Source organism: Stenotrophomonas sp. YJH_SMC_91, from assembly GCF_059368495.1.
Genome location: NZ_JCAFRT010000003.1, coordinates 206,558 through 227,057 on the forward strand (window position 1 = coordinate 206,558; position 20,500 = coordinate 227,057).

Genomic DNA, 20,500 nt, shown 5'->3' on the forward strand with positions numbered 1-20,500 from the left:
TTGGAATCGAAAAGCATCCACGCATGGCGTGGATCGTGTCGACCAAGGTCGACACCTACCAACAGCAGCAGGAAACTGTCGAAGGCGGGGCACTGTGGGTTTGCGGGGTGTGAGCCGCATGGATGCGGCGACCAAGCCTACATGGACGTATTTACGGCGTCCCCGCAAACCCACAGTGCCCCGCCACCCCTCAGTAAACCCGCTGTTGCCGTTGCTCTGGCTCTTGCTCCGGCTCCGGCCTCTGCGGGTGCCGGGCGCAGCCCGGCCGCAAACCCCTTACTTCTTTGCGCGCGGCTGGTTCAGCGGCTCCATCGCGCGGAAGCGCTGGCTGTACTCGTCGGTCAGATTCCGCGCTTCCTGCCCGTTACGCACGATGCTCGGGGTCAGCAGCACGATCACCTCCGAACGGCGGCTGGTGCGGCTCTTCTGCCCGAACAGCGCGCCGACCACCGGAATCCGGCTCAGGCCGGGAATGCCGCTGCTGCCATCGGTGGCCGAATCGGTGATCAGGCCGGCCAGCATGATGGTGTCGCCGCTCTGCACCGCCGCTTCGGTCGACAGCTTCTTGGTGGAAATCCGCGGGTTGCAGTTGCGCTCGGTCGGATTGCAGTTGTCGGGCACGTTCGAGGCGCTGCTCACTTCCTGCACGATATCGAGGAACACCGTGCCATCGCGGGTTACGCGCGGGCGCACCTTCAGGATCACGCCGGTGTCGATGTACTGCACCGAACTGTAGGTGCCGGTGCCGATACCGGTGTTGACCGTGGTGGTGTTGATCGGCACCTTGTCGCCCACGTTGAGCGTGGCCTCGGCGTTGTTGCGCACGAACACCGAGGGGGTCTGCAGCAGGCGTACATCGGTGACCTTGTCCAGCGCGCTCACCACCGCCGCACCATTGTGGCCGGTGAATGCCCAGCCCAGGCCTTCGCCACCGGTTGCGGCACCGGCGAAGCTGCTCCAGGAGCCACCCGCTGCTGCCGGCAGGGTCACGCCGCCCAATGCTCCCGTCAGGGCACGCCCGGCCACGGCATTGTCGAAGAACCAGTTCACGCCGTACTTCAGGTCACCATCCAGCGATACCTCGGCCACCTGGGCTTCGATGTGCACCTGCAGCGGCATCACGTCCAGCTTCTCGATCACCTCGCGGATCGAGCGCCAGGCCTGCGGGCTCGAACGCACCAGCAGGGTATTGGTCTCCTCCACCGCCGAGACGCCCACGCGATCGCCTTCCACTTCCAGGCTGACGCTGACGTTGCCGGACTGGCGCTGCGGCAGGTTCATGCTGCCGTTGCCGGAACCGCTGGAACCGCTGCCCGGGGTCGAACCGAAACTGCTGCTGTTGTTGCTGTCCATGCCGCGCTCGCCGTCGCTGCCCAGCTGCGATGGAATCGCGCCGGGTGCCAGCGATGCCGGGCTGGAGCCGCCGCGGTTGCCGCTGCTGGCGAAGGCTTCACTCAGCCGCTCGGCCAGGTCGCGCGCCTTGATGTAGCGCAGCTCGTAGGAGAACAGGCGGGCGCTGCCACCGGCGGTATCGATACGGTCCAGCCACTGCTGGATCTGGTCCAGGTAACGCACCTGCGGGGTGATCACCAGCACGGCGTTGGCGTTTTCCAGCGGCAGGAAACGGAACATGCCGGCGCTGGGGGTCTTGCTCTCCTCGCCGAACACCTTCTCCAGGTCGGCAGCGACCTGCTCGGCCTTGCCCGACTGGATCGGGAACACGCCCACCGACATGCCCGACAGCCAGTCGACGTCGAAGATCTCGACGGTGCGCATGTAGTTTTCCAGCTCGGCGCGGGTACCGCCCAGGGTGATCACGTTGCGGCCGCTGTCGACGTTGACGATCGCATTGGGCCGCGCATAGGGCTCCAGCACCTTCTTCATCTCGGTGGCGGAGATGAACTGCAGCGGGATCACCCGTACCTCGAAGCCACGCGCACTGGCTGCAGGCGCCGTGCTCGGCGCAACCGTACCGGCCAGCGCCTGGTCGGCAGCGACGATGTTGTAGCGGCCACCGCTGTAGACCATGCGGGCGTTGTTCCAGCCCAGCACCATCTCCAGCAGGTTCAACGCCTGCGCCGGCGACACCGGCTTGGGCGTGGCCAGGGTGACCGTGCCCTGCACGCCCGGTGCGATCACGTAGTTCTGGCCCAGCATGTCACCGAGGATGGCCTTGACCACCGCGTGCACCGACTCGCCTTCGAAATTGAAGGTTGCTTCACCGGTGCTGGCGCCATGCAGCGCCGGTGCCGGTGCACGTGCTGCTTCGCGGTTGATCATGGTGCCGGTGCCACGGCGGATCACCGCCTGCGGAGCGCCCTGGGCGTCACGGGCAGCATCTGCTGCGACATCAGCTGCCTGGCCGGCCTCGGCAGTGGGCGACAGATTGCCCTTGCGCTGCACATGCGGCGCGGACACGGTGCTGCAGCCGACCAGCAGCGCGAGGGCAAAGGACCAGGGAAGAAAACGCAGGCTCATGCATTCACTCTATCGGTTGGTGCCATCGCCCGGGGGCGGCGACGGTTGTTGCTGCTGTTGTTGCTGCAGCTGGCGGCGACGGGCCTGGATGCGTTCGCGGATGGCCTGCATCTGCGCTTCGCTGGGGCCATTGGTGTTGGCAGGAGGTGCCGCGGCGGCGGCTGATGGCACGCTGCTGGCGGGCTGCGGCTGCGCGGTTGCGGTTGCAGCAGCCGGAGGTGGGGATGGCATCGGCGGAGCGCCCGCCGGCGGTGGCACAACGACCGCACCCGCCGGCGGCGCGCCATTGGCACCCCGCAGTACGGTGGGCGGCTCGCCGCCCTGGCCATTGAACACGGCCAGTTCCAGCACCTGGCTGCCACTTGGGCCGATCACCGTGGCCTGGCGCGGCGCAAGCCCCACAAGTTGCCAGCCGTCCACCGCTTCGCCGTTGAGGCGCAGCCGCAGCGAACGGTTCTGTTCGGTGGTGAAGGTGGCCATGCCGAAGTCGCCGGTCAGCAGCACGCCGGTCAGGCGCAGCGCGGCGCTGGCGGCCGGCTCGCTGCCACCGAGCAGGTAGGGCTTCGGCCTGCGGTCCTCGGCGAAAAGCGGTCGCTCGCCGATCGCGCTGTAGCTGTCGGCGCTGGGCATGCGTTCTGCGGCCAACGGCGGCAGCACCGGCAGCGAAGGCACCGCATCGGCATCGCCATCCGCACCTGGCAACTGGCTGCCCAGACCGAAGCCGGTGGCCAGCCAGACCGCCGCAGCCCAACCGGCCAGGGCCAGCAGGAAGCCGGTGCGCAGGCTGATCTGCTCAAGTTTCATCAGCGACCTCCTGTCCCTCGACCGGCGCCGCCGGTGCGGGGGCGGGTGGCGCTGAAGGCGGCTGCGGCGCGGACACCGGTTCGGCGGCAGGCGTCGGCGCACTGCCATCGGCAGCAGCCCCCGGCAGCAGGTAACCAGCCAGTTCGAATGACACATCCAGGCCGAGCCCGGATTCATTCGGCGACTGCTGGAAGCGCTGCGCGATCAGGTTGAGGTTGTCGACGAACAGGCGCGGGCTGCCGGTCTCCAGGCTGTGCAGCACCGTGGCCAGTTCGGCCACGCCACAGCGCAGGCGCACCTGCATGGCGACGCGCACGAACTCGGCGTCGCGGCGGTTGTCGGTGAGCGGCGTGCGGTTGCTGATGGTGCAGCTGCGGTTGCCCGGGCTGGCCATCGCCACCGCATCCTGCAGCTTCGCGCCGAGCGCAGCGGCTGCAGCCTCGGCGGTGGCCTCGCGCAGGAAGCCCGGCCGCTGCTGCAGTGCCTCGCGGGTGGCACGCAGGCGCTGTTCGATCTGCGGCTGCTGCTGCAGCTGCGCCTGCACGCGCTGCTCGCGCTCGCGCAGGGCGGCGACATCAGCATCGATTTCGCGCAGCGGCTGGGTGAACCAGGGGTGCACCAGCAGCAGGTAGGCCAGGCCCAGCACTGCCAGCAACAGTGCCAGTGCCAGCCAGCGGTCACGGCGTGCGCTTGGCATCGGCATCGGCCGCCTCCCGGTTCGGGGCTGCCGCCGGCAACGGCTGCAGTTCAGCGGTCATGGTGAAGCGGTCGCGGCCACTGGCGGCGCCATCGGCCTGCAGTACGCCGGTCAAGTTGACCTTGCGCCACTGCGGCGCATCCTGCAGCAGCTGCACCAGCTGCGAGGCCTCGCGGCTCAGGCCGATCAGCTGCAGGTTGTTGTTCTCGATGGCCAGTTTTTCCAGGTACGTTCCCTCCGGCAGGCGCCGGGTCAGTTCGTTCCAGATCTCCACCGTACCCGCGCGCTGGCCGCGCTGCTTTTCAAGGAACGCGGCACCGTCGATCAGCGCCTGCAGCTGGGCACGTTCGCTGGCTACGCCACGCGCACTGCGCGCGCTGCGCTCCACCTGGGCACGCAGTTCGTCGGCCGCCGCGCGGCGATTGTCCAGCACCTGCAGGCCAGACAGCACCAGCATCACCACCGCGGCCACGGCCAGCAGAAGGTTCCAGCGCCGCATCGGGTCGGCCTGCAGCTGACGCTGCGCGGGCGGCAGCAGGTTCACCTGCAGGATGTTGCCCTGCGCATCAATGGCATCGACACCGGACAGTGCATCGGCCCATTGGCCCACGTTGCTGCGCCAGGCCTCGAGCTGCCGCAACGGCCAGGCCACCAGTTCGACCTGCAGCTGGCCCTCGCCCGCCGCGCCACGTTCACGCACGTCATAGCTGACCTGGCTGGATTCAAAAGGCGTCTGCCGGTCGATCTCGAAACCGACCACCGCACGCAGGCGGTCAGCCGCCGCCGCCGGCAGGCGCAGCTGCCGGCGCAGCACATCGCTTGCCGGCAGCAGCCACACCCGCGGCAAGCTGCGCAGGCGGGCTTCCAGCACGCGATCCAGTTCGGCCGGGGACAGCGGCCACGGCAGCCGTACGACCGGTTCGCGGCGCTCCCCCGCCTCACGCCAGACCTGAAGGTGGTCGCCTTCGCGCTGCAGCAGCAGGCGCGCCTGTGCCCAGCCCAGTGCCCACTGCCAACGTGCCGGCACCCAGGCCAGCAGCGATTGCCGCCACCAGCGCAGGAAACGGCCGGCGCCAGGGCCGATCCGGCCCTGTACCTGCCGCACACTGTCCTGCCATGCCGTCATCTTGCTGTCATTCCCTGCTCCCAGCGAAGCACTGTGTAGGACCGCCCGGGAACCCCGCCCGAGCCATTGCGTACCACTGCCTGCAACACCGACCGGCGTCCACTGCCGTCGGTTGCACGAGACTCGATACTATAGGTGCCGCTGCTGCTGGCAAGCGTTGTCGCACCGCCAGCGGTATCTGCGTCACGCTCCTGCTGTGCGCGCTGCGCCAGCACGGTATCCGCATCCAGGCCCAGTGCGGTCAGCACCGGCGCGCTGGCAAACTGGGGATCCGGGCGCGCCTGGCGGCTGTACAGGGTCAGGTGCGGCAGCATGGCCTGGTACAGCGGGCCGCGCATGCCGAGTACCCGCTGCAGCTCGCCCAGCGTCTCGAAACGCTTGTTGCGGGGGCCATAGGGCAGGCCTGCTGCGGCATAGTCGGGCGCTTCGGCACCGCCGCCGGGCTGCAGCAGGCTGTCTTCGTCGCGCCAGTCGACGATCGCGCCGGCCAGCTGGCGGGCCTGCGCTTCGTCTTCACCCAGCGCCTTGAGGAAGGCGCTCAGCAGAGCCACGTCGGCCAGGTTCAGGTTGATCTTGCCGTTCTCGTCCAGCACCTTGATCTCGATGCTGGCGTCATCGAACTGCCAACGATAGACACGGCCATCGGCGCGCCAGGGCGCCCGCTGCGGATCGGCGGACAGGCGCGTCAGCGCGTACTCAAGTCCCGCCCGTGCACGCTCCTGGCCACGCGCATCATCATCCAGCACCCGCTGCTGCAGATGCTCGACCCGCGCGCTCAACGCGAACGCGCCCACCAGCGCCGTCATCAGGGCGATCAGCCACAGGACCAGTACCAGCGCCGCGCCGTGCGCCCGGCTCATCGCGCTCCTCCACTGCCGCCCGCGCGCGGAGCGACCACCAGTGCAGGCCAGGGAGCGCCCTTGGCGGGCACGATCTGGATCTCCACCAGCATCGGCAGGCGCCGGGTATCATCCCAGCGCGGCATCCAATCAGTCACCTGCCCGGTGCTGGCATCGATGCCGCGATAGCGCAGTTGCACCGACTTGAGGTTCTCCACCAGCACCTCCGGTGGGCGCGGCGGAGTTTCGGCGATGCGCTCGCCCTCCTGCAGCAGCACCAAGTCGAGCAGGAGGCGTTGCTGGCCGCTGCGGCCATCCACCTGCAGTGCGTGCAGGTAGGCACCGCCACGGCCCAGATAGCCCGGTAGATCGGCCGCGAACAGCATGCGTTGCTCTTCGCCCTGGAAGAAGATCGGTTCGCGGGTGGGATCGGGCACTTCCAGCGGCGTGCGCAGCGCACCGGCCAGCTGCCGCCGCAGCAGAGCCTCGACCGCACGCATGCGTTCGCTCTCGGCGGCAATCTGCTCGCCACGCTGGCTCACCGCCATCGCCGAGCGCACGCTGGCAAAGGCCAACGCCAGGCCACCGGCCAACAGCACCGTGGCCAACATCACTTCCACCAAGGTAAAGCCTGCGGCGCGTCGCTTCATCGCGCGCTCTCCAGGTCCGGCGGCAGCAGGCGCAGGCTGCGCCAGCGCAGTTGTTCGCGTTCGCCTTCGCCCCAGCGCACCTGAAGCTGCAGCTCGGCCAGCCAGGGAGCCCCCGGCGATTGCGCCTGTGCCTGTACCGCGCTGGCGGCACGCGGCTCGACCCATGGCTGTACCTGCAGCTCCCAATGGTATCGGCCCTGTTCCCAGTCGCCCTGCTGGCTGCCCACCTGCAATGGCGCGGCGACACCGGCTTCGGCCAGCAGCGATTGCGCATGCAGCACCGCACGCGTGCGCAGCTCGGCCTCTCGGACCTGTTTCGCGCCACCTGACAGGCTGCCCAGAAGCAGCGTCAGCGCCAGGCCCAGCAAGGCGAAGGCGATGATCACTTCCAGCAACGTAAAACCACGCGCCTGCCGTTTCATGGCGCCTGCCACGGGCCGGAGCGGACCTCGCCGGTCAGCCAGCCGACATCGATGCGCCATTCGGCGCCCTCACGTTGCAGGCGGATGCGGCCACCACTGGAACCACCGTCGGGATGGAACTCGATCACGCCCTGCCCCGGCGCGGTGGCCAGCTGCGCGGCGCCTTCGAACTGCACCTGCAGCTGCGTCGGCACATCGCCCTGCCGCTGGTTGGCCCCCTGCCAACGGCGACGCGCCGGCTCGATCACGAAGCGCTGCGGCTCACCGCGCGCGATGGCCTGGGCGCGCACCATGCGCAGCTGATTGGCGATGTCCTTGCCGGCGCTGCGCAGCTGCATGCCTGCAAAGCCGCGCGACAGACCCGCGGCGGTGATCAGGCCGATCGCGGCGATCAGCGCGATCACCAGCAGCATTTCCAGCAGCGACAGGCCCGCTGCGCGCCTGCCGTGCAGGCGCGGGCGAGGCAGCCGGCGCGGCAGGAAATGCATCATGCCTGGTTACGGCTGGTAGCGGATGTCAGCGTCGACGCTGCTGCCGCCGGACTTGCCGTCCTTGCCCAGGCTGATCAGTTCATACGGCTGGCCTTCGCCCGGCGCGCGGTACTCCAACGCGTGGCCCCACGGGTCATTCAGGTCGGCCGGCTTGGCGTACGGGCCCAGCCAGCCACCGACACCTGCTGGTGCGGTCACCAGATCGTTGAGCGAGCCAGGCAGCTTGCCGGTATCGATCTGGTAGTTGTCGACCTTGGAGGCAACGGTCTGCACCTGGGCCTTGGCGATGTTCGCCTTGCCACGATCGGCACCGCCCAGCACGCGGCTGGCGACCAGGGTCAGCACCGCGCCGATCAGCACGATGACGATGATGATCTCCAGCAGGCTCATGCCCGACTGGTTGCGCGCGGCAGTGAAGGAAAGGCGGATCGGTCGACGGGAAGCAATCATGGTCGGTCCTTTCAGTTGCGGAGTGTCGGGGTTGCGTAGGGAGCCATCATCAGCCGATGGCATTGGTCAGGTCGTACAACGGCACCAGCACGGCGACGATCACCGCACCGACCACCGAGGCCAGCACCAGGGTGATCGCCGGCACCATCGCGGCCAACAGGCGGTCGATGCGACGGGCGCTGTCCTGTTCAAACGTGTCGGCAGCTTTCAGCAGCATGGTATCGAGGGCACCGGATTCCTCGCCGACCTGGATCATCTGCAGGGCCAGGCGTGGGAAACGCTTGCCGCGTGACAGTGCCAGCGACAGGCCGGCACCGTTCTTCACTTCGTCGGCGGCCGCTTCCACATCAGCGGCCAGCGCGCGGTTGCCCAGCACGTTGCGTGCGATGCCCAGCGCCCCGAGCAGCGGCACGCCATTGCGCAGCAGGGTGCCCAGCGTGCGCGCCAGCCGCGCGGTTTCCAGTTCGCCCAGCAGGCGGCCGATGCCGCGACGCTGCAGCAGCCATCCATCCAGCGCCAGCCGGAACGCCGGTTGCCGTACCTTGCGTTCGAAGAACAATGCCAGCAGTGCGGGCACTACCAGCAGCAGCACCCACCAGTCGCGCACGAACAGGCCCAGCTGCAGCACCGCATTGGTGAACCACGGCAGCGCCACGTCCAGGCTTTCGTACATCTGCGCGAACTGTGGCACCACGTAACCGAGCAGGAACAGCAGCGCACCGCCCACCACCACCAGCAGGATGGCCGGATAGACCAGTGCGTTGATCACCTTGCCCTGCAGCGCGCGGCTGCGTTCGAGGTAGTCGGCCAGCCGCTGCAGGGTCTCGTGCAGGCTGCCACCCGCCTCGCCGGCACGCACCATGTTCACGTACAGGCGCGAGAACAGGCCGTGCTGGCGCTCCAGCGCGGTCGACAGCGGCGCACCGCCGCGCACCACGTCGCGGATGTCGGTGATCGCACGCCGCGAGCGTTCGTCTTCCGGAAGCCCGAGCAGGATCGACAGTGCACGGTCCAGCGGCTGGCCGGCACCAAGCAGGGTCGCCAGCTGCTGGGTGAACTGCAGCAGCGCCGCGCCCTGCAACGGGCGCTGGCGCAGCAGCGTGCGCCAGCTGCTGCCGCCGACCACGCCGCCATCGGCCAGCTGGGTCTCCATCGGCAGATGGCCCTGATCCTGCAGGCGCGCGACCAGTTCGGCCTCGCTGGCGGCTTCCATCTGCCCGTCGAATATCTCGCCGTGCGAATTGAGCGCTTTGTAGCGGTAGTTCGGCATGTCAGCCCCGGCGTCCTGCGCGCATCAGCTTTCCTCGGTCACGCGCAGCACTTCCTCGATGGTGGTCTGGCCGCTGAGTGCTTTGGCCAGGCCATCCTCGTACATGGTGCGCATGCCGGCTTCACGGGCGATGCGTTCGATCTCGCCCATGCCATCGCGGCGCATCACCGCACGCCGCAGCGCGTCGTTCATCACCAGGAATTCCATGATGGTGGTGCGGCCCAGGTAACCAGTCGGCGCCAGTGCCGAAGGCTTCGGGCGGTATAGATGGATCGGCCCTTCCGGCTGCAGGCGGCGCAGCTCGAAACGCTCGATCTCCTCCGGCGAGGCTTCATAGCGCTCGGCGTGGGTCGGCTCCAGCCGACGCACCAGGCGCTGGGCCAGGATGCCGTTGATGGTGGACGTGAGGAGATAGTCCTCCACGCCCATGTCGAGCAGGCGGGTGATGCCGCCGGCCGCATTGTTGGTGTGCAGGGTGGACAGCACCAGGTGGCCGGTCAGCGCCGACTGGATCGCGATGCGCGCGGTTTCCAGGTCGCGCATTTCGCCGATCATGATGATGTCCGGGTCCTGGCGCACGATGCTGCGCAGTGCGTTGGCGAAGTCCAGGCCGATCTGCGGCTTGGCCTGGATCTGGTTGATGCCCTCGATCTGGTACTCGACCGGATCTTCCACCGTGATGATCTTGACGTCGGCGGTGTTGAGCTGGCTCAGCGCGGTGTACAGCGTGGTGGTCTTGCCCGAACCGGTCGGGCCTGTGACCAGCAGGATGCCGTGCGGTTGTTCCAGCACTTTGCGGAACTGCGGCAGGAACGCATCGGTAAAGCCGAGACGATGGAAATCGAACACCACCGTTTCGCGGTCGAGCAGGCGCATCACCACGCTCTCGCCGTGCGCGGTCGGCACCGTGCTCACGCGCAGGTCCAGCTCCTTGCCCTGCACGCGCAGCATGATGCGGCCATCCTGCGGCAGGCGGCGCTCGGCGATGTTGAGGCGGGCCATGATCTTGATGCGGCTGATCACCGCTGCGGTGAGGTTGGCCGGCGGGCTTTCGCCCTCCACCAGTACGCCATCGACACGGTAACGCACCTTCAACCGGCTCTCGAACGGCTCGACATGGATATCCGAAGCGCGCAGTTCCACCGCACGCTGGATCACCAGGTTGACCAGGCGGATCACCGGCGCTTCCGAGGCCAGGTCGCGCAGGTGCTCGATATCGTCGACCGCGCCGCCCTCGCCGTCTGCGGTTTCGACAATCGCGCCCATCGCGCTGCGGCCCTGGCCGAACCAGCGCTCGACCAGATCATCGATCTCCGCACGCATGCCCAGCACCGGAGTCACCGGTACGCCAAGTGCCAGCTGCACAGCCTGCTGCGGATAGGGATCGTGGGCATCGGCCAGCCACAGCCGTACACCCTGTTCATCCAGCGCCAGCGGGCATACATGGAACTGTTTGAGGAAACGCAGGGACAGCGGCAGGCCCTCGGCCAGACCCTGGGGCGGTGAATCCGGCAGCTGCTTGCCATCCAGCAGCGGCAGGCCCAGCACCTCGGCGCTGGCCTGCGCCTGGTCACGTTCGGACACCAGCCCCAGCCGCACCAGCAGGCCAAGCAGGCTGCCGCCGGCCTCCGCGTGCAGCGGCCGTGCCCGTGCAAGATCGCTCTCCTTGAGGCGGCCACGCGCCAACAACGCATCCAGGATGCGGCCTTCGGCGTCGTCGGCAGCGGTTGCAGCAAGGGCGTTCACGTGACTCTCCTGTCAATCGGCTCGACTTTAGCAGTTACGTCGTGATTTCCGTCGCCCCGCCGCCCGCTTTCGTAAAAAGACGAAGCCCGTCACATGCGGGTGACGGGCTTCGGCCATTCAACTACCGCACTGCGCGCTTACTGCGTGGCGAGAATGCTCACACCGCTGTAAGCCGCCTCGCCCACCACCTTGATGTAGTAGGTGCCGGCAGTCGGTGCCGTCACCCGCACCGTTTCCGAGGTGCCCGGGCGGGTCGAGCGCGCATCGTTGTCGGTGGCACTCGGCTCGCGGCCCTTGGCCAGGTAGACCGACACGTTGCCGGTGCCACCATAGGTGATGACGCTGAGCTGCTTGCCTGCCGCGGCTTCGAAGCTGTAAAGCACGCTGCTGCCGGCGGCACCACTCAACCCGCCGATGGCCACCTTGTTGGTCAGCGGCTTCGCCACCGGCCCGCAGTTCTCGGTGCACGGCTCTTCCAGGGCCTTGTCCAGCGCGGCCTTGGCATCGACGATGCCGGTACCGATCGGGGTGGCGGACGGAATGCTGACCGGGAACGGACGTGCCGTTTCCTTCAGCAGGGTACGCATGCCCGCCGGCGCGAGCGGGTCGCGGTTGGCGGCGATCAGCGCGCTCTGCACCAGCGCGGCGACGGCAGCCACATGTGGCGCCGCCATCGACGTGCCGGCCTTGCCGCCAAGGGTGTAACCCTCGGTGGAACCGGCTGCCGGCGGCGACGTCTTGCTGCTGGACACCGCCTGCCAGACATAGCCGTTCGGATTGCCGTCGGTGACGCCACCGCCCGGGCCGGACAGATCGATGCGGGTACCGAAGTTGGAGTAGTAGGCCATGGCGCCTGTGATGCCGGTAGCGCCGACCGAGACCACGCCATCGCAGTTGGCCGGGCGGGCGTTGGCGACATTCATCGAGTCGTTGCCGGCTGCCACCACCACCAGGGTACCGCGGTTGGTGGCACCGGTGATGGCCGCCTGGTAGGCCGGATCGCAGCTGCCGGAGCCGCCCAGGCTCATGTTGATGATCTCGGCCGGATTCTGGTTGGCAGGGATGCCGGCCACGGTACCGCCCGAGGCCCAGGTGATGGCGTCGGTGATGTCCGACAGGGTGCCACCGCAGTAGCCGAGCACGCGCACCGGCAACACCTTGGCCTTGTAGGCCAGGCCGGCGGTATGCAGGCCGTTGTTGGTGGCCTCGGCGATGGTGCCGGTCACATGGGTACCGTGCCAGCTGCTGTCGCGTACCGGCGAACCGTCGTAGCAGGCATTGGCGGTGGGCATCCAGTCACCGTAGTCGAGTGCACCCGGCACGCGGCCATCGGCGGCACGACGCGAGCGGCTGGCCTGGCTGATGAAGTCGTAGCCCTCCAGCAGGGTGCCGGCGGCGAAATCCGGGTGCTCGGGCAGGATGCCGGTATCGAGCACGGCCACCACGATGCCCTCGCCCTGCGAGACGTCCCATGCGGCCGGTGCGTTCACGCCACCGACCGGGTTGTGGAAGTGCCAGTTGTGGCTCTGGTAGTACGGATCGTTGGGCACGAAGCTGGGCGACGCATCGGACTTCGCGACGGCGTCCGCACGCGGCGACGACGCGGCATCGATCGGATACATGATGGCGTCGGCCACCGCATATTCGACGGTCGGGTCAGCCTTCAGTTCGCCCAGCACCTTGTCCAGTTCGGCGCGCGCGATCCCTCCCTGCAGGCGGATCAGATCGGCACCGATGCCCAGCTTGCGGGCCACCTGCGGGCGCAGCGCGGCACTGCGCGCAGCCGCGTTGGTACCTGCCGGCACGGCGCGGGCGATGGCCGAGTTGACCACGGCCAGCTTGGCGTTCGCATCGGCAGCTGCGGCGCTGCCAGCGCGGTACTTCACGATGATGCCATCCACCTGCTGCGTCTTCGGGCCGGACAACGGCGCATTTGCTTTCAGGTCGGCGGCCTGTGCCAGGCCAACACCGGTCAGCGACAGCACGGCGGCTGCCAACACATTGATGCGAAGGTTCTGCTTCTTGATCACGTCGAATTCCTCTTCTGGGTCATGGATCGAACCAACACTGCGGCCATCATTCCTTGACGACTCCCGGCCGGCCCAGCCGGGATTGCCGTGACCTCCCCCCAGGCCCTCGTTGCAGGTGCTGCGCCGGCGTGGGTGGCCGCCGGCGCGATGGAGTGGCTTACCAGCCGAAGCCGGCACCGACGCCGACCGAGCTGTCGTCGCTGCTGAAGGCGCCGCCGAACGTCACCGTGGCGCGATCGCTGATCGCACGCTGGTAACCCAGCGACAGTGCCGATTCACCGCCCTGGAAGCCGATGCCGACGCCGACCCGGTTCTGGGTACGGATGCCGGCAGCACTGGTGGCCATGTTGAGCATCGCCGCGCTCATCGCGCCCTGGCGGTCGATGCGGCGATCCATGTGGCGCAGGCGTCCGTCGATCTCGCCCTTGAACACATCGAAGCTGTCGGCGACGGCCTGGACGCGGCTGTCGGTATAGCTGTTGGCGGTAGCCATGCCACGATCGAGCTGGCCCTTGTTGACCGCATCGGTGGCGGCGGTACCGGCCGCCACGTTGGTGACTTGGCGTTCGTTGCCTTCGCTGCCCACCGACACCGTGTTGGCACGATCAGCAACCGAGCCCTGGCCCAGCGCCACCGCGTTCGCAGCGGTGGCATTGGCACCTTGGCCGATTGCGGTGGACGAGGCGCCGCTGGCCACTGCGCCGTCGCCCATGGCGACCGCGTTGAGGCCCGATGCCGGGGTGCCCACCGGGATGCCCGCGCCCGCCGCCGCAGCGGTCGGCGTGCCCTGCACGCGTGCGCTGCTGGCCGGTGCTGCATCGGCCGCCGCCGGTGCTTCGGCAACGCTGGCCAGTGCGCTTTCATCCAAGGAGGCACTCATTGCGCGCAGGCTGGCAGCACCTGCACGCGTGCCACCTGCAGTACGGCGGTCAATCTCACTGACCTTGCGGTCCAGCGCACCCAATGCATCGCCGACGTTGCTGTAGGTGGCGCCCTGGATCACATAGTTCGGTGCCACGAATACGCCCTGCATGCCGACGCTGGCACCGCCGCCGAGGAAGCTGGCGGCATCGCTGAGCGATTGGAACAGCTGGCCGCCATTGATCGCCTGGCGGCTGCCGGCGGCGATGCTGCCGGCACCGACATTGTCGATGGTGGTGCCCTGGAAGCCGGACAGGGTCAGGCGGTCACGACTGGCGTCGTCGTAGCCGACCGCACTGGCCGCCGTGGTCTCCACCGTGGCGATGCGTGAATCGAAATCGCCGACGCGGGTTTCCACTGCGCCCACGCGCTGATTGGTGACATTGAGCTGGGAACCGGTCACCGCGTCACTGCTGCCGGCAGCGATGCGGCCATCAGCCACGTTGACGATGCGGCGGGTGGCCGGGCCATCGGTGGGGTTGCCACTGCCCACCGACACAACATTGGCATCCAGCGCACGCGCTCCAGCACCGATTGCAACCGAGTTGACGCCGACCGCACCCGCACCGGCGCCAACGGCCAGTGCGCCGGAGGCAGACACCGTGGCATTGGCACCCAGCGCGATGCTGCGTGCGCCCGCCGCATTGGCCACCGAGCCCATCGCTACCGAATCGGTACCGATGGCGTTCGCGGTTCCCGTGCCATTGGCGCGGAAATATCGGTTGGTGGTGTTGGCGGTGAACGCAACGGCGTCCAGCTGCCCGCGATTCACTGCGTCATTGATTTCGGTACCGTTGGCGACATTGGTGACCTGCCGGTTGTTGACGGCACTGCCGACGGACACGGTATTGGCACGATCGGCCACCGAGCCTCCACCCAGTGCGACACTGCCGGCAGCCGAAGCGTTGGCACTGACACCCACCGCCGTGGCATTCAAACCGGTGGCCTTGCTGCCGTAACCGACCGCGGTACCCAGGCGGCCGCTGGCTTCGGCATAGCTGCCCAGCGCCGAAGCGCCATCGGCCGAGGCACTGGCGCGGAAACCACTGGCCTGCGACTGCGTGCCGGTAGCCGTGGCCTGCGCACCGTTGGCCGTGCTGTAGGGGCCCTTGGCCTGGGCCCCGGCGCCAGTGGCGCTGGCGCCGGTTTCACTGGCGCTGGCGCCGCTGCCCAGCGCAACGCTGTCGACACCACTGGCCTGCGCAGCATTGCCCAGTGCGGCAGCGTTGTTGCCGGTGGCCAGTGCATCGAAGCCAACCGCCGTGGCGTTGGTGGCCATGGCGTTGGCGCCGCTGCCCAGCGCGGTCGCACCGTTGCCGATCGCATTGGCCGCATTGCCGGCCGCCAGCGCATTTTCGCCATCGACCAGTGCACCGGCCTCGCCATCGGCATTGCCGCTGGCCTGGAACTGCCGGCTGGTCTTGTCGGCGACACTGGCAACGGCGTCGAGCTGGCCCTTGTTCACCGCATCGGTGGCTTCGGTACCGGCTGCAACGTGGGTGACCTGGCGTTCGCTGCCGGCCTTGCCAACGGCCACCGTGTTGTCGCGGTCAGCCTTGGAACCGGCACCGAGCGCAACGCTGTTGCTGCCATTGGCGGTGGCATTGGCACCGAGCGCCGTGGCGTTGCTGCCTGCCGACCAGGCATTCCAGCCGATGGCGGTAGCGTAATCCTCGGTGGCCCATGCACCGGCACCGAATGCTGCCGCACCGGTGCCACTGGCGCGCGACGGAATCAGGCCGAAGAAGGTGCTGCCGCCGATCGCCACGCTTTCCGCACCGCTGGCTTCACTCGACTGACCCACCGCAACCGCGCCGGTGCCCGCCGCCGCGGCCCCGAAGCCCACCGCCGTGGTGTTGGCACCGCTGGCAGCCGAGCCGTAGCCGAGTGCGGTGCCAAGGCGACCGGTTGCTTCGGCATAGCCACCCACCGCTGTGGTGCCATCGGCGGAGGCCGCGCTGCGGAAGCCGCTGGCAAGGGACTGTGCGCCACTGGCGTTGGATTCGGTACCGTTGGCGGTGCTGTAGACACCGCTTGCCTGTGCACGCGCGCCCGCCGCGCTTGTCCCCACTTCGCTGGCGCTGGCACCGCTGCCCAGGGCCAGGCTGTCCTCGCCGGTGGCCTGTGCGGTGTTGCCCAGTGCCGCCGCGTTGGTGCCGGTCGCCAGCGCATCGATGCCGACGGCGGTGGCGTTGGCCGCCAGCGCATTGGCACCACTGCCAAGCGCAGTGGCACCGTTGCCGATCGCGTTGGCCGCATCACCTGCTGCCAGCGCATTGTCACCCTCCACCAGCGCGCCGGTTTCACCATCGGCATTGCCACTGGCCTGGAACTGCCTGCTGGTCTTCTCCGCAGCGGCGGCTACGGCATCGAGCTGGTTCTTGTTGACCGCATCGTTGCCCTGCGTGCCATCGGCCACGTTGGTGATCTGGCGGGTGTTGCCGCCGCCGCCCACCGATACGGTGTTGTCGCGGTCCGCAATCGAATCCGCACCGAGCGCCACGCTGTTGGCCGCGCGCGATTCCGCCGCATTGCCCAGCGCGGTGCTGTTGATGCCCCCCGACCAGGCGCCACCGCCCACCGCCGTGGAGTAGTTGCCCGAGGCTTCGGTCGCCAGCACGCCGAACAGCGAGCCGCCGACGGCGACGCTGTTGGTGCCGGTGGCCAGGCTGCCCTGGCCGGTGGCGGTGCTGTAGGCGCCGGACGCTTGCGAATCACCGCCCAGGGCCACGCTGTTGGAACCCGAGGCGTTGGCGAAGTTGCCGAAGGCGGTGGCATTGAAGGCCGAGGCCTGTGCGTAGCCGCCGATGGCGGTGCTGTAACCACCGGTGGCTTCGGCACCGATACCGAACGCTGCCGCAGCCGTGCCGCTGGCCACGCTCTCGCTGCCGACCGCGGTGGCACCACTGCCACTGGCGTTGCTGAAGTAGCCCACGGCTACGGCTTCTTCGCCGGAGGCTTCGGACAAGGCACCGCTGGCGGTGCTGCCCGCGCCGCTGGCGATGCTGGCCGCGCCGAACGCTGCACTCTGCTCACCGCTGGCTTCGCTTTCCGCACCCTGCGCGGTGGCGTATTCGCCGGTGGCCTGTGCATTGGCGCCTACGGCACTGGCATTGGCGGCGGTCGCCAGCGCGTTGAAGCCGATCGCCTGCGCGTTGCCGGCCAGCGCATTGGCACCGCTGCCAAGCGCGGTGGCACCATTGCCGATGGCGTTGGCTGCATCACCTGCGGCCAGTGCGTTGTCGCCCTCCACCAGCGCACCCGCCACATCGTCGCCGTTGCCGCTGGCCTGGAAGAAGCGGCTGGTGGTTGCTGCGGTACTTGCCACCGCATCCAGCTGTGCCTTGTTCACCGCATCGGTGGCCTGGGTACCGGCGGCGACGTTGGTGACCTGGCGCTCGTTGCCGCTGCTGCCCACCGACACCGTGCGTGCGCGGTTGGCGACCGAGCCCGCGCCGAGTGCGACGGCGTTGCTGGCACTGGCATTGCTGCCCGCACCCAGCGCGATCGCACTTTCGCCGCCGGCCACCGTGTTGGTGCCGATGGCGATGCTGTTGACGCTGTTGCCCAGCGCCTGGAAGCCCAGCGCCACGCTGTTGTCGCCATAGCCGAAGGCACCACGGCCGACTGCGGTGGCGCTGGTTCCGTTGGCCCAACTGTTGTAACCGATCGACGTGGCGCCAGCGCCGCTGGCCCACGCCGCGTTGCCGAACGCCGAGGCATTGGTGGCGGTCGCCCACGCACCGGAACCAAAGGCGCTGGCGCCGCTGGCGGTGGCCCAGCTGTAGCCGCCCACCGCGGTACTGTCATCGCTGCTGGCAAACGCACTGTCACCCACCGCCACCGCATACGCGCCGGTGGCGCGCGACTTGCCGCCGGCGGCGAAGCTGTTGTCACCACTGGCCTTGGCCGCATTGCCGAAGGCGCTGCTGGCTGCACCGCTGGCCTGCGCAGCGCTGCCGACCGCCGTGGCATCGGCCACGGCCGTGGTACCCACCTGCTGCGCCTTGCCATCTGCACCGATGATGGGTTGGTTGAACTCGTCGTAGGCCTGGCCCAGGCCACCGATGGCGACACCGCCATTGCCGGTGGCCGTGCTGTTGCGGCCCACCGCCACGCTGTCATCGCCGATGGCCGACGCGGCCGCGCCATGTGCAACCGCGCCGGTACCGATCGCATTGCTCGACGAACCGGCCGCGATGGCACCCTCGCCTTCCGCCAGCGCACCGGCATCACTGCCAGCTTCAGGCTGGGCCTGGAAGAAGCGCGCGGTGCTGTCGGCGGTGCTGGCCACCGCATCCAGCTGCGCCTTGTTCACCGCATCAGTGGCTTCACTGCCGGCTGCAACGCTGGTGATCTGCCGCTCGTTGCCGGCACTGCCGACGGCCACGCTGTTGGCACGCACCGCTTCGGAGTTCGCGCCCAGCGCGACGCTGTTGGCGCCGCGTGCCGTAGCGTAATAGCCCACTGCGGTGCTCTGCGCACCACTGGCCCAGGTCTGCGCGCCAAGCGCGCTGGCGTTCTCGCCCGGCGCATAGGCGAAGTAGCCCACCGCGGTGGCTTCGGCGCCGGAGGCTTCGCTGAGGCTGCCGTTGGCCACGGCACGGTCGCCGCTGGCGATGGCGCCGGCACCCACCGCGGTCGCGGCTTCACCACTGGCCTGTGTCTGTACGAAGAAGCCCAGGCCGGGAATCAGGTCGGCCGGGCCACCAATGGCGACGCTGCTGGTGCCCGTGGCATTGCTCTGCGTACCCAATGCCGTGGAGTAATCACCGATGGCATTGGAGACCGCACCGAACGCCGACGCCTGCGCGCCGGACGCATAGGCCCCCACGCCATAGGACGACGCGGCAAAACCGCTGGCATCGGCGCTGGCGCCGACGGCCGTGCCACCCACGCCGGCACTGGTGGCGCCGGTGACCACCGGCACGCCACCACTGGTGATCAGCGGGTTGCCGTTGGCATCCACCGCAGCGCCACCGACGGCCACGCTGCCCGGTCCGTTGGCCTGCGCGTTGTTGCCGAATGCCGCGCTGTTCTGGCCCGAGGCCAGCGCGTTGTTGCCCACCGCAGTCGCGTTCTGCGCAACGGCAGTGGCACCGGCACCGACCGCCGTGGTGCCAGTGCCGATGGCATTGGCGGCCTCGCCTGCGGCCAGCGCGTCGTCACCTTCAGCCAGCGCACCGGCATCGCTGTTGCTGCTGCCGGTGGCCTGGAAGCGCTTGGCGGTGGCATCGGCCACTGCGGCAACATCCTTCAACTGGCCAACGTTGACCGCATCGGTATCTTCGGTGCCGGCGGCAACGCTGGTGATCTGGCGGGTCAGGCCATATCCGGCGGCACCGACGGACACGGTATCGACACGGTCAGCCAGCGAACCGGCGCCCAACGCCACGCTGCCGGTAGCGACCGCGGCCGAATTGGAGCCCAGCGCGGTGCTGTATTCACCGACGGCCGTGCTGAACGCACCTACTGCAATCGAGGCTTCGTTGGCAGCCGTGGCGCCGCGGCCCAATGCGGTACTGCCGGGGCCCATCGCTACGGCACCGCCACCGACGGCGGTCGCGCCATCGGCGGTGGCTTCGGACAGTGCACCCAGTGCCGTTGCTGCACCGTTTTCGCTGGCGGCGTACGCGCTGGCACCGACGGCGGTATCGCCAAGGCCGAAGGCTGCTGCGCTTTGCCCGACCACCACGCTGGCATCGCCGATCGCCAGCGCGCCCTGGCCGAATGCGCTGGCGCCGATGCCTGCGGCAATGGCCTGGGTACCGATGGCAGTGGTGGCGTTGGCCAGCGACTGCGCACCGGCACCGGCGGACAGTGCGCCTTCACCCTCGATCTTCGCCGCGTCGCTGTCATCGCCTGCGCCGTCGGCCTTGAAGTACCGGTTGCCGTCGGCGGCTACGTCGGCCAGCGCGGCCTGCGTGGCGCGCGCCTGCGCGTCCAGCTGCGCCTTGTTCACTGCGTCGGTCGCCTGCGTGCCTGCGGCGACATTGGTGACCTGCCGTTCCTTGCCGGCATCGCCGACGGAGACGGTGTTGGCACGCGTGGCTTTGGAGCCGGCGCCCAGCGCCACGCTGTTGGCCGCACTGGCACTGCTGTTGCTGCCGATCGCCACCGCATTGCTGCCCTTGGCCGTGGCCGAGCCTTCGATCAGGCACTTTTCGAGCAGCTTGCCGCTGAATGCCACGCAGGTGGCGCTACCGCCGATCTGCACCGACTGTGCGGTGGCAGAGCCACTCATGCCCAATCCCAATACCAGGCCCAGTGCCACCGCCAGCAGTGCGGGCGTGGCCTGTGTCGCATCGCGGCGCTGGTCGACGACCCCACCGCTGCTGCTGTCGGAGGAAGCCAGTTCCGAGGCCACCACCAACTGACCCAATGCTTTGTTCCAGACCTTGCGATAAATCCGATTCATCGGTACGGCTCCTGATTGGACTGGTTTTGGGCAAAGCAACGCCACCGCTGGGCTTTCCGGCCCAACGTCCCCTGGGGGCGTTTATTCGCGTGATTTACTGCGGGGTATTGCCGAACGGCGCGCAGCGACAGAAAACCGAGCGCGTGCGCCAACCGGTT

The 20,500-nt window shown here is 68.6% G+C and carries 13 protein-coding genes; all 13 read right to left on the reverse strand.

The window, feature by feature from the left end:
* Positions 1 to 276: 276 nt before the first annotated feature.
* Positions 277 to 2,478 (reverse strand): type II secretion system secretin GspD, encoded by a 2,202-nt coding sequence (gspD, locus tag AC5P5X_RS06500; RefSeq protein ID WP_049397571.1) that lies wholly within the window; start codon positions 2,476 to 2,478, stop codon positions 277 to 279.
* A gap of 9 nt (positions 2,479 to 2,487) precedes the next feature.
* Entirely contained in the window at positions 2,488 to 3,282 is a 795-nt protein-coding gene (locus tag AC5P5X_RS06505; protein ID WP_005408032.1) for a type II secretion system protein, XpsN-like, read from the reverse strand.
* Positions 3,272 to 3,985 (reverse strand): type II secretion system protein GspM, encoded by a 714-nt coding sequence (gene gspM / locus AC5P5X_RS06510; RefSeq protein ID WP_005408031.1) that lies wholly within the window; start codon positions 3,983 to 3,985, stop codon positions 3,272 to 3,274. Before gspM ends, AC5P5X_RS06505 begins: the two co-directional genes overlap by 11 nt.
* Positions 3,960 to 5,105, reverse strand: coding sequence for a PilN domain-containing protein (locus AC5P5X_RS06515; RefSeq protein WP_012479115.1), 1,146 nt, complete (start codon positions 5,103 to 5,105; stop codon positions 3,960 to 3,962). The genes gspM and AC5P5X_RS06515 overlap by 26 nt, the downstream gene beginning before the upstream one ends.
* Positions 5,102 to 5,965, reverse strand: a complete 864-nt coding sequence (locus AC5P5X_RS06520) for a type II secretion system minor pseudopilin (protein WP_005408029.1) — start codon at positions 5,963 to 5,965, stop codon at positions 5,102 to 5,104. Before AC5P5X_RS06520 ends, AC5P5X_RS06515 begins: the two co-directional genes overlap by 4 nt.
* On the reverse strand, positions 5,962 to 6,594 hold the full coding sequence (locus AC5P5X_RS06525; RefSeq protein WP_012479114.1) for a type II secretion system protein J: 633 nt from the start codon (positions 6,592 to 6,594) through the stop codon (positions 5,962 to 5,964). The genes AC5P5X_RS06520 and AC5P5X_RS06525 overlap by 4 nt, the downstream gene beginning before the upstream one ends.
* Positions 6,591 to 7,016 (reverse strand): type II secretion system protein XpsI, encoded by a 426-nt coding sequence (gene xpsI / locus AC5P5X_RS06530; RefSeq protein WP_005412203.1) that lies wholly within the window; start codon positions 7,014 to 7,016, stop codon positions 6,591 to 6,593. The genes AC5P5X_RS06525 and xpsI overlap by 4 nt, the downstream gene beginning before the upstream one ends.
* Positions 7,013 to 7,507 (reverse strand): type II secretion system protein XpsH, encoded by a 495-nt coding sequence (gene xpsH / locus AC5P5X_RS06535; protein WP_024958716.1) that lies wholly within the window; start codon positions 7,505 to 7,507, stop codon positions 7,013 to 7,015. The genes xpsI and xpsH overlap by 4 nt, the downstream gene beginning before the upstream one ends.
* Positions 7,508 to 7,513: 6 nt before the next feature.
* Positions 7,514 to 7,957 carry a type II secretion system major pseudopilin GspG gene (gene gspG / locus AC5P5X_RS06540; protein ID WP_012479112.1) on the reverse strand — a complete coding sequence of 148 codons (444 nt, stop codon included), beginning with the start codon at positions 7,955 to 7,957 and terminating at the stop codon, positions 7,514 to 7,516.
* A 49-nt stretch (positions 7,958 to 8,006) separates the two neighbouring features.
* Positions 8,007 to 9,227: a type II secretion system protein XpsF gene (gene xpsF, locus AC5P5X_RS06545; protein ID WP_005408025.1), complete on the reverse strand. Its 1,221-nt coding sequence runs from the start codon at positions 9,225 to 9,227 to the stop codon at positions 8,007 to 8,009.
* Between the two features lie 24 nt (positions 9,228 to 9,251).
* Entirely contained in the window at positions 9,252 to 10,973 is a 1,722-nt protein-coding gene (gene gspE / locus AC5P5X_RS06550) for a type II secretion system ATPase GspE (protein WP_005408024.1), read from the reverse strand.
* Positions 10,974 to 11,110: 137 nt separating this feature from the next.
* Positions 11,111 to 13,003 carry a S8 family serine peptidase gene (locus AC5P5X_RS06555; protein ID WP_005408023.1) on the reverse strand — a complete coding sequence of 631 codons (1,893 nt, stop codon included), beginning with the start codon at positions 13,001 to 13,003 and terminating at the stop codon, positions 11,111 to 11,113.
* Between the two features lie 157 nt (positions 13,004 to 13,160).
* Positions 13,161 to 20,342 (reverse strand): ESPR-type extended signal peptide-containing protein, encoded by a 7,182-nt coding sequence (locus AC5P5X_RS06560; RefSeq protein WP_100438867.1) that lies wholly within the window; start codon positions 20,340 to 20,342, stop codon positions 13,161 to 13,163.
* Positions 20,343 to 20,500 lie beyond the last annotated feature (158 nt).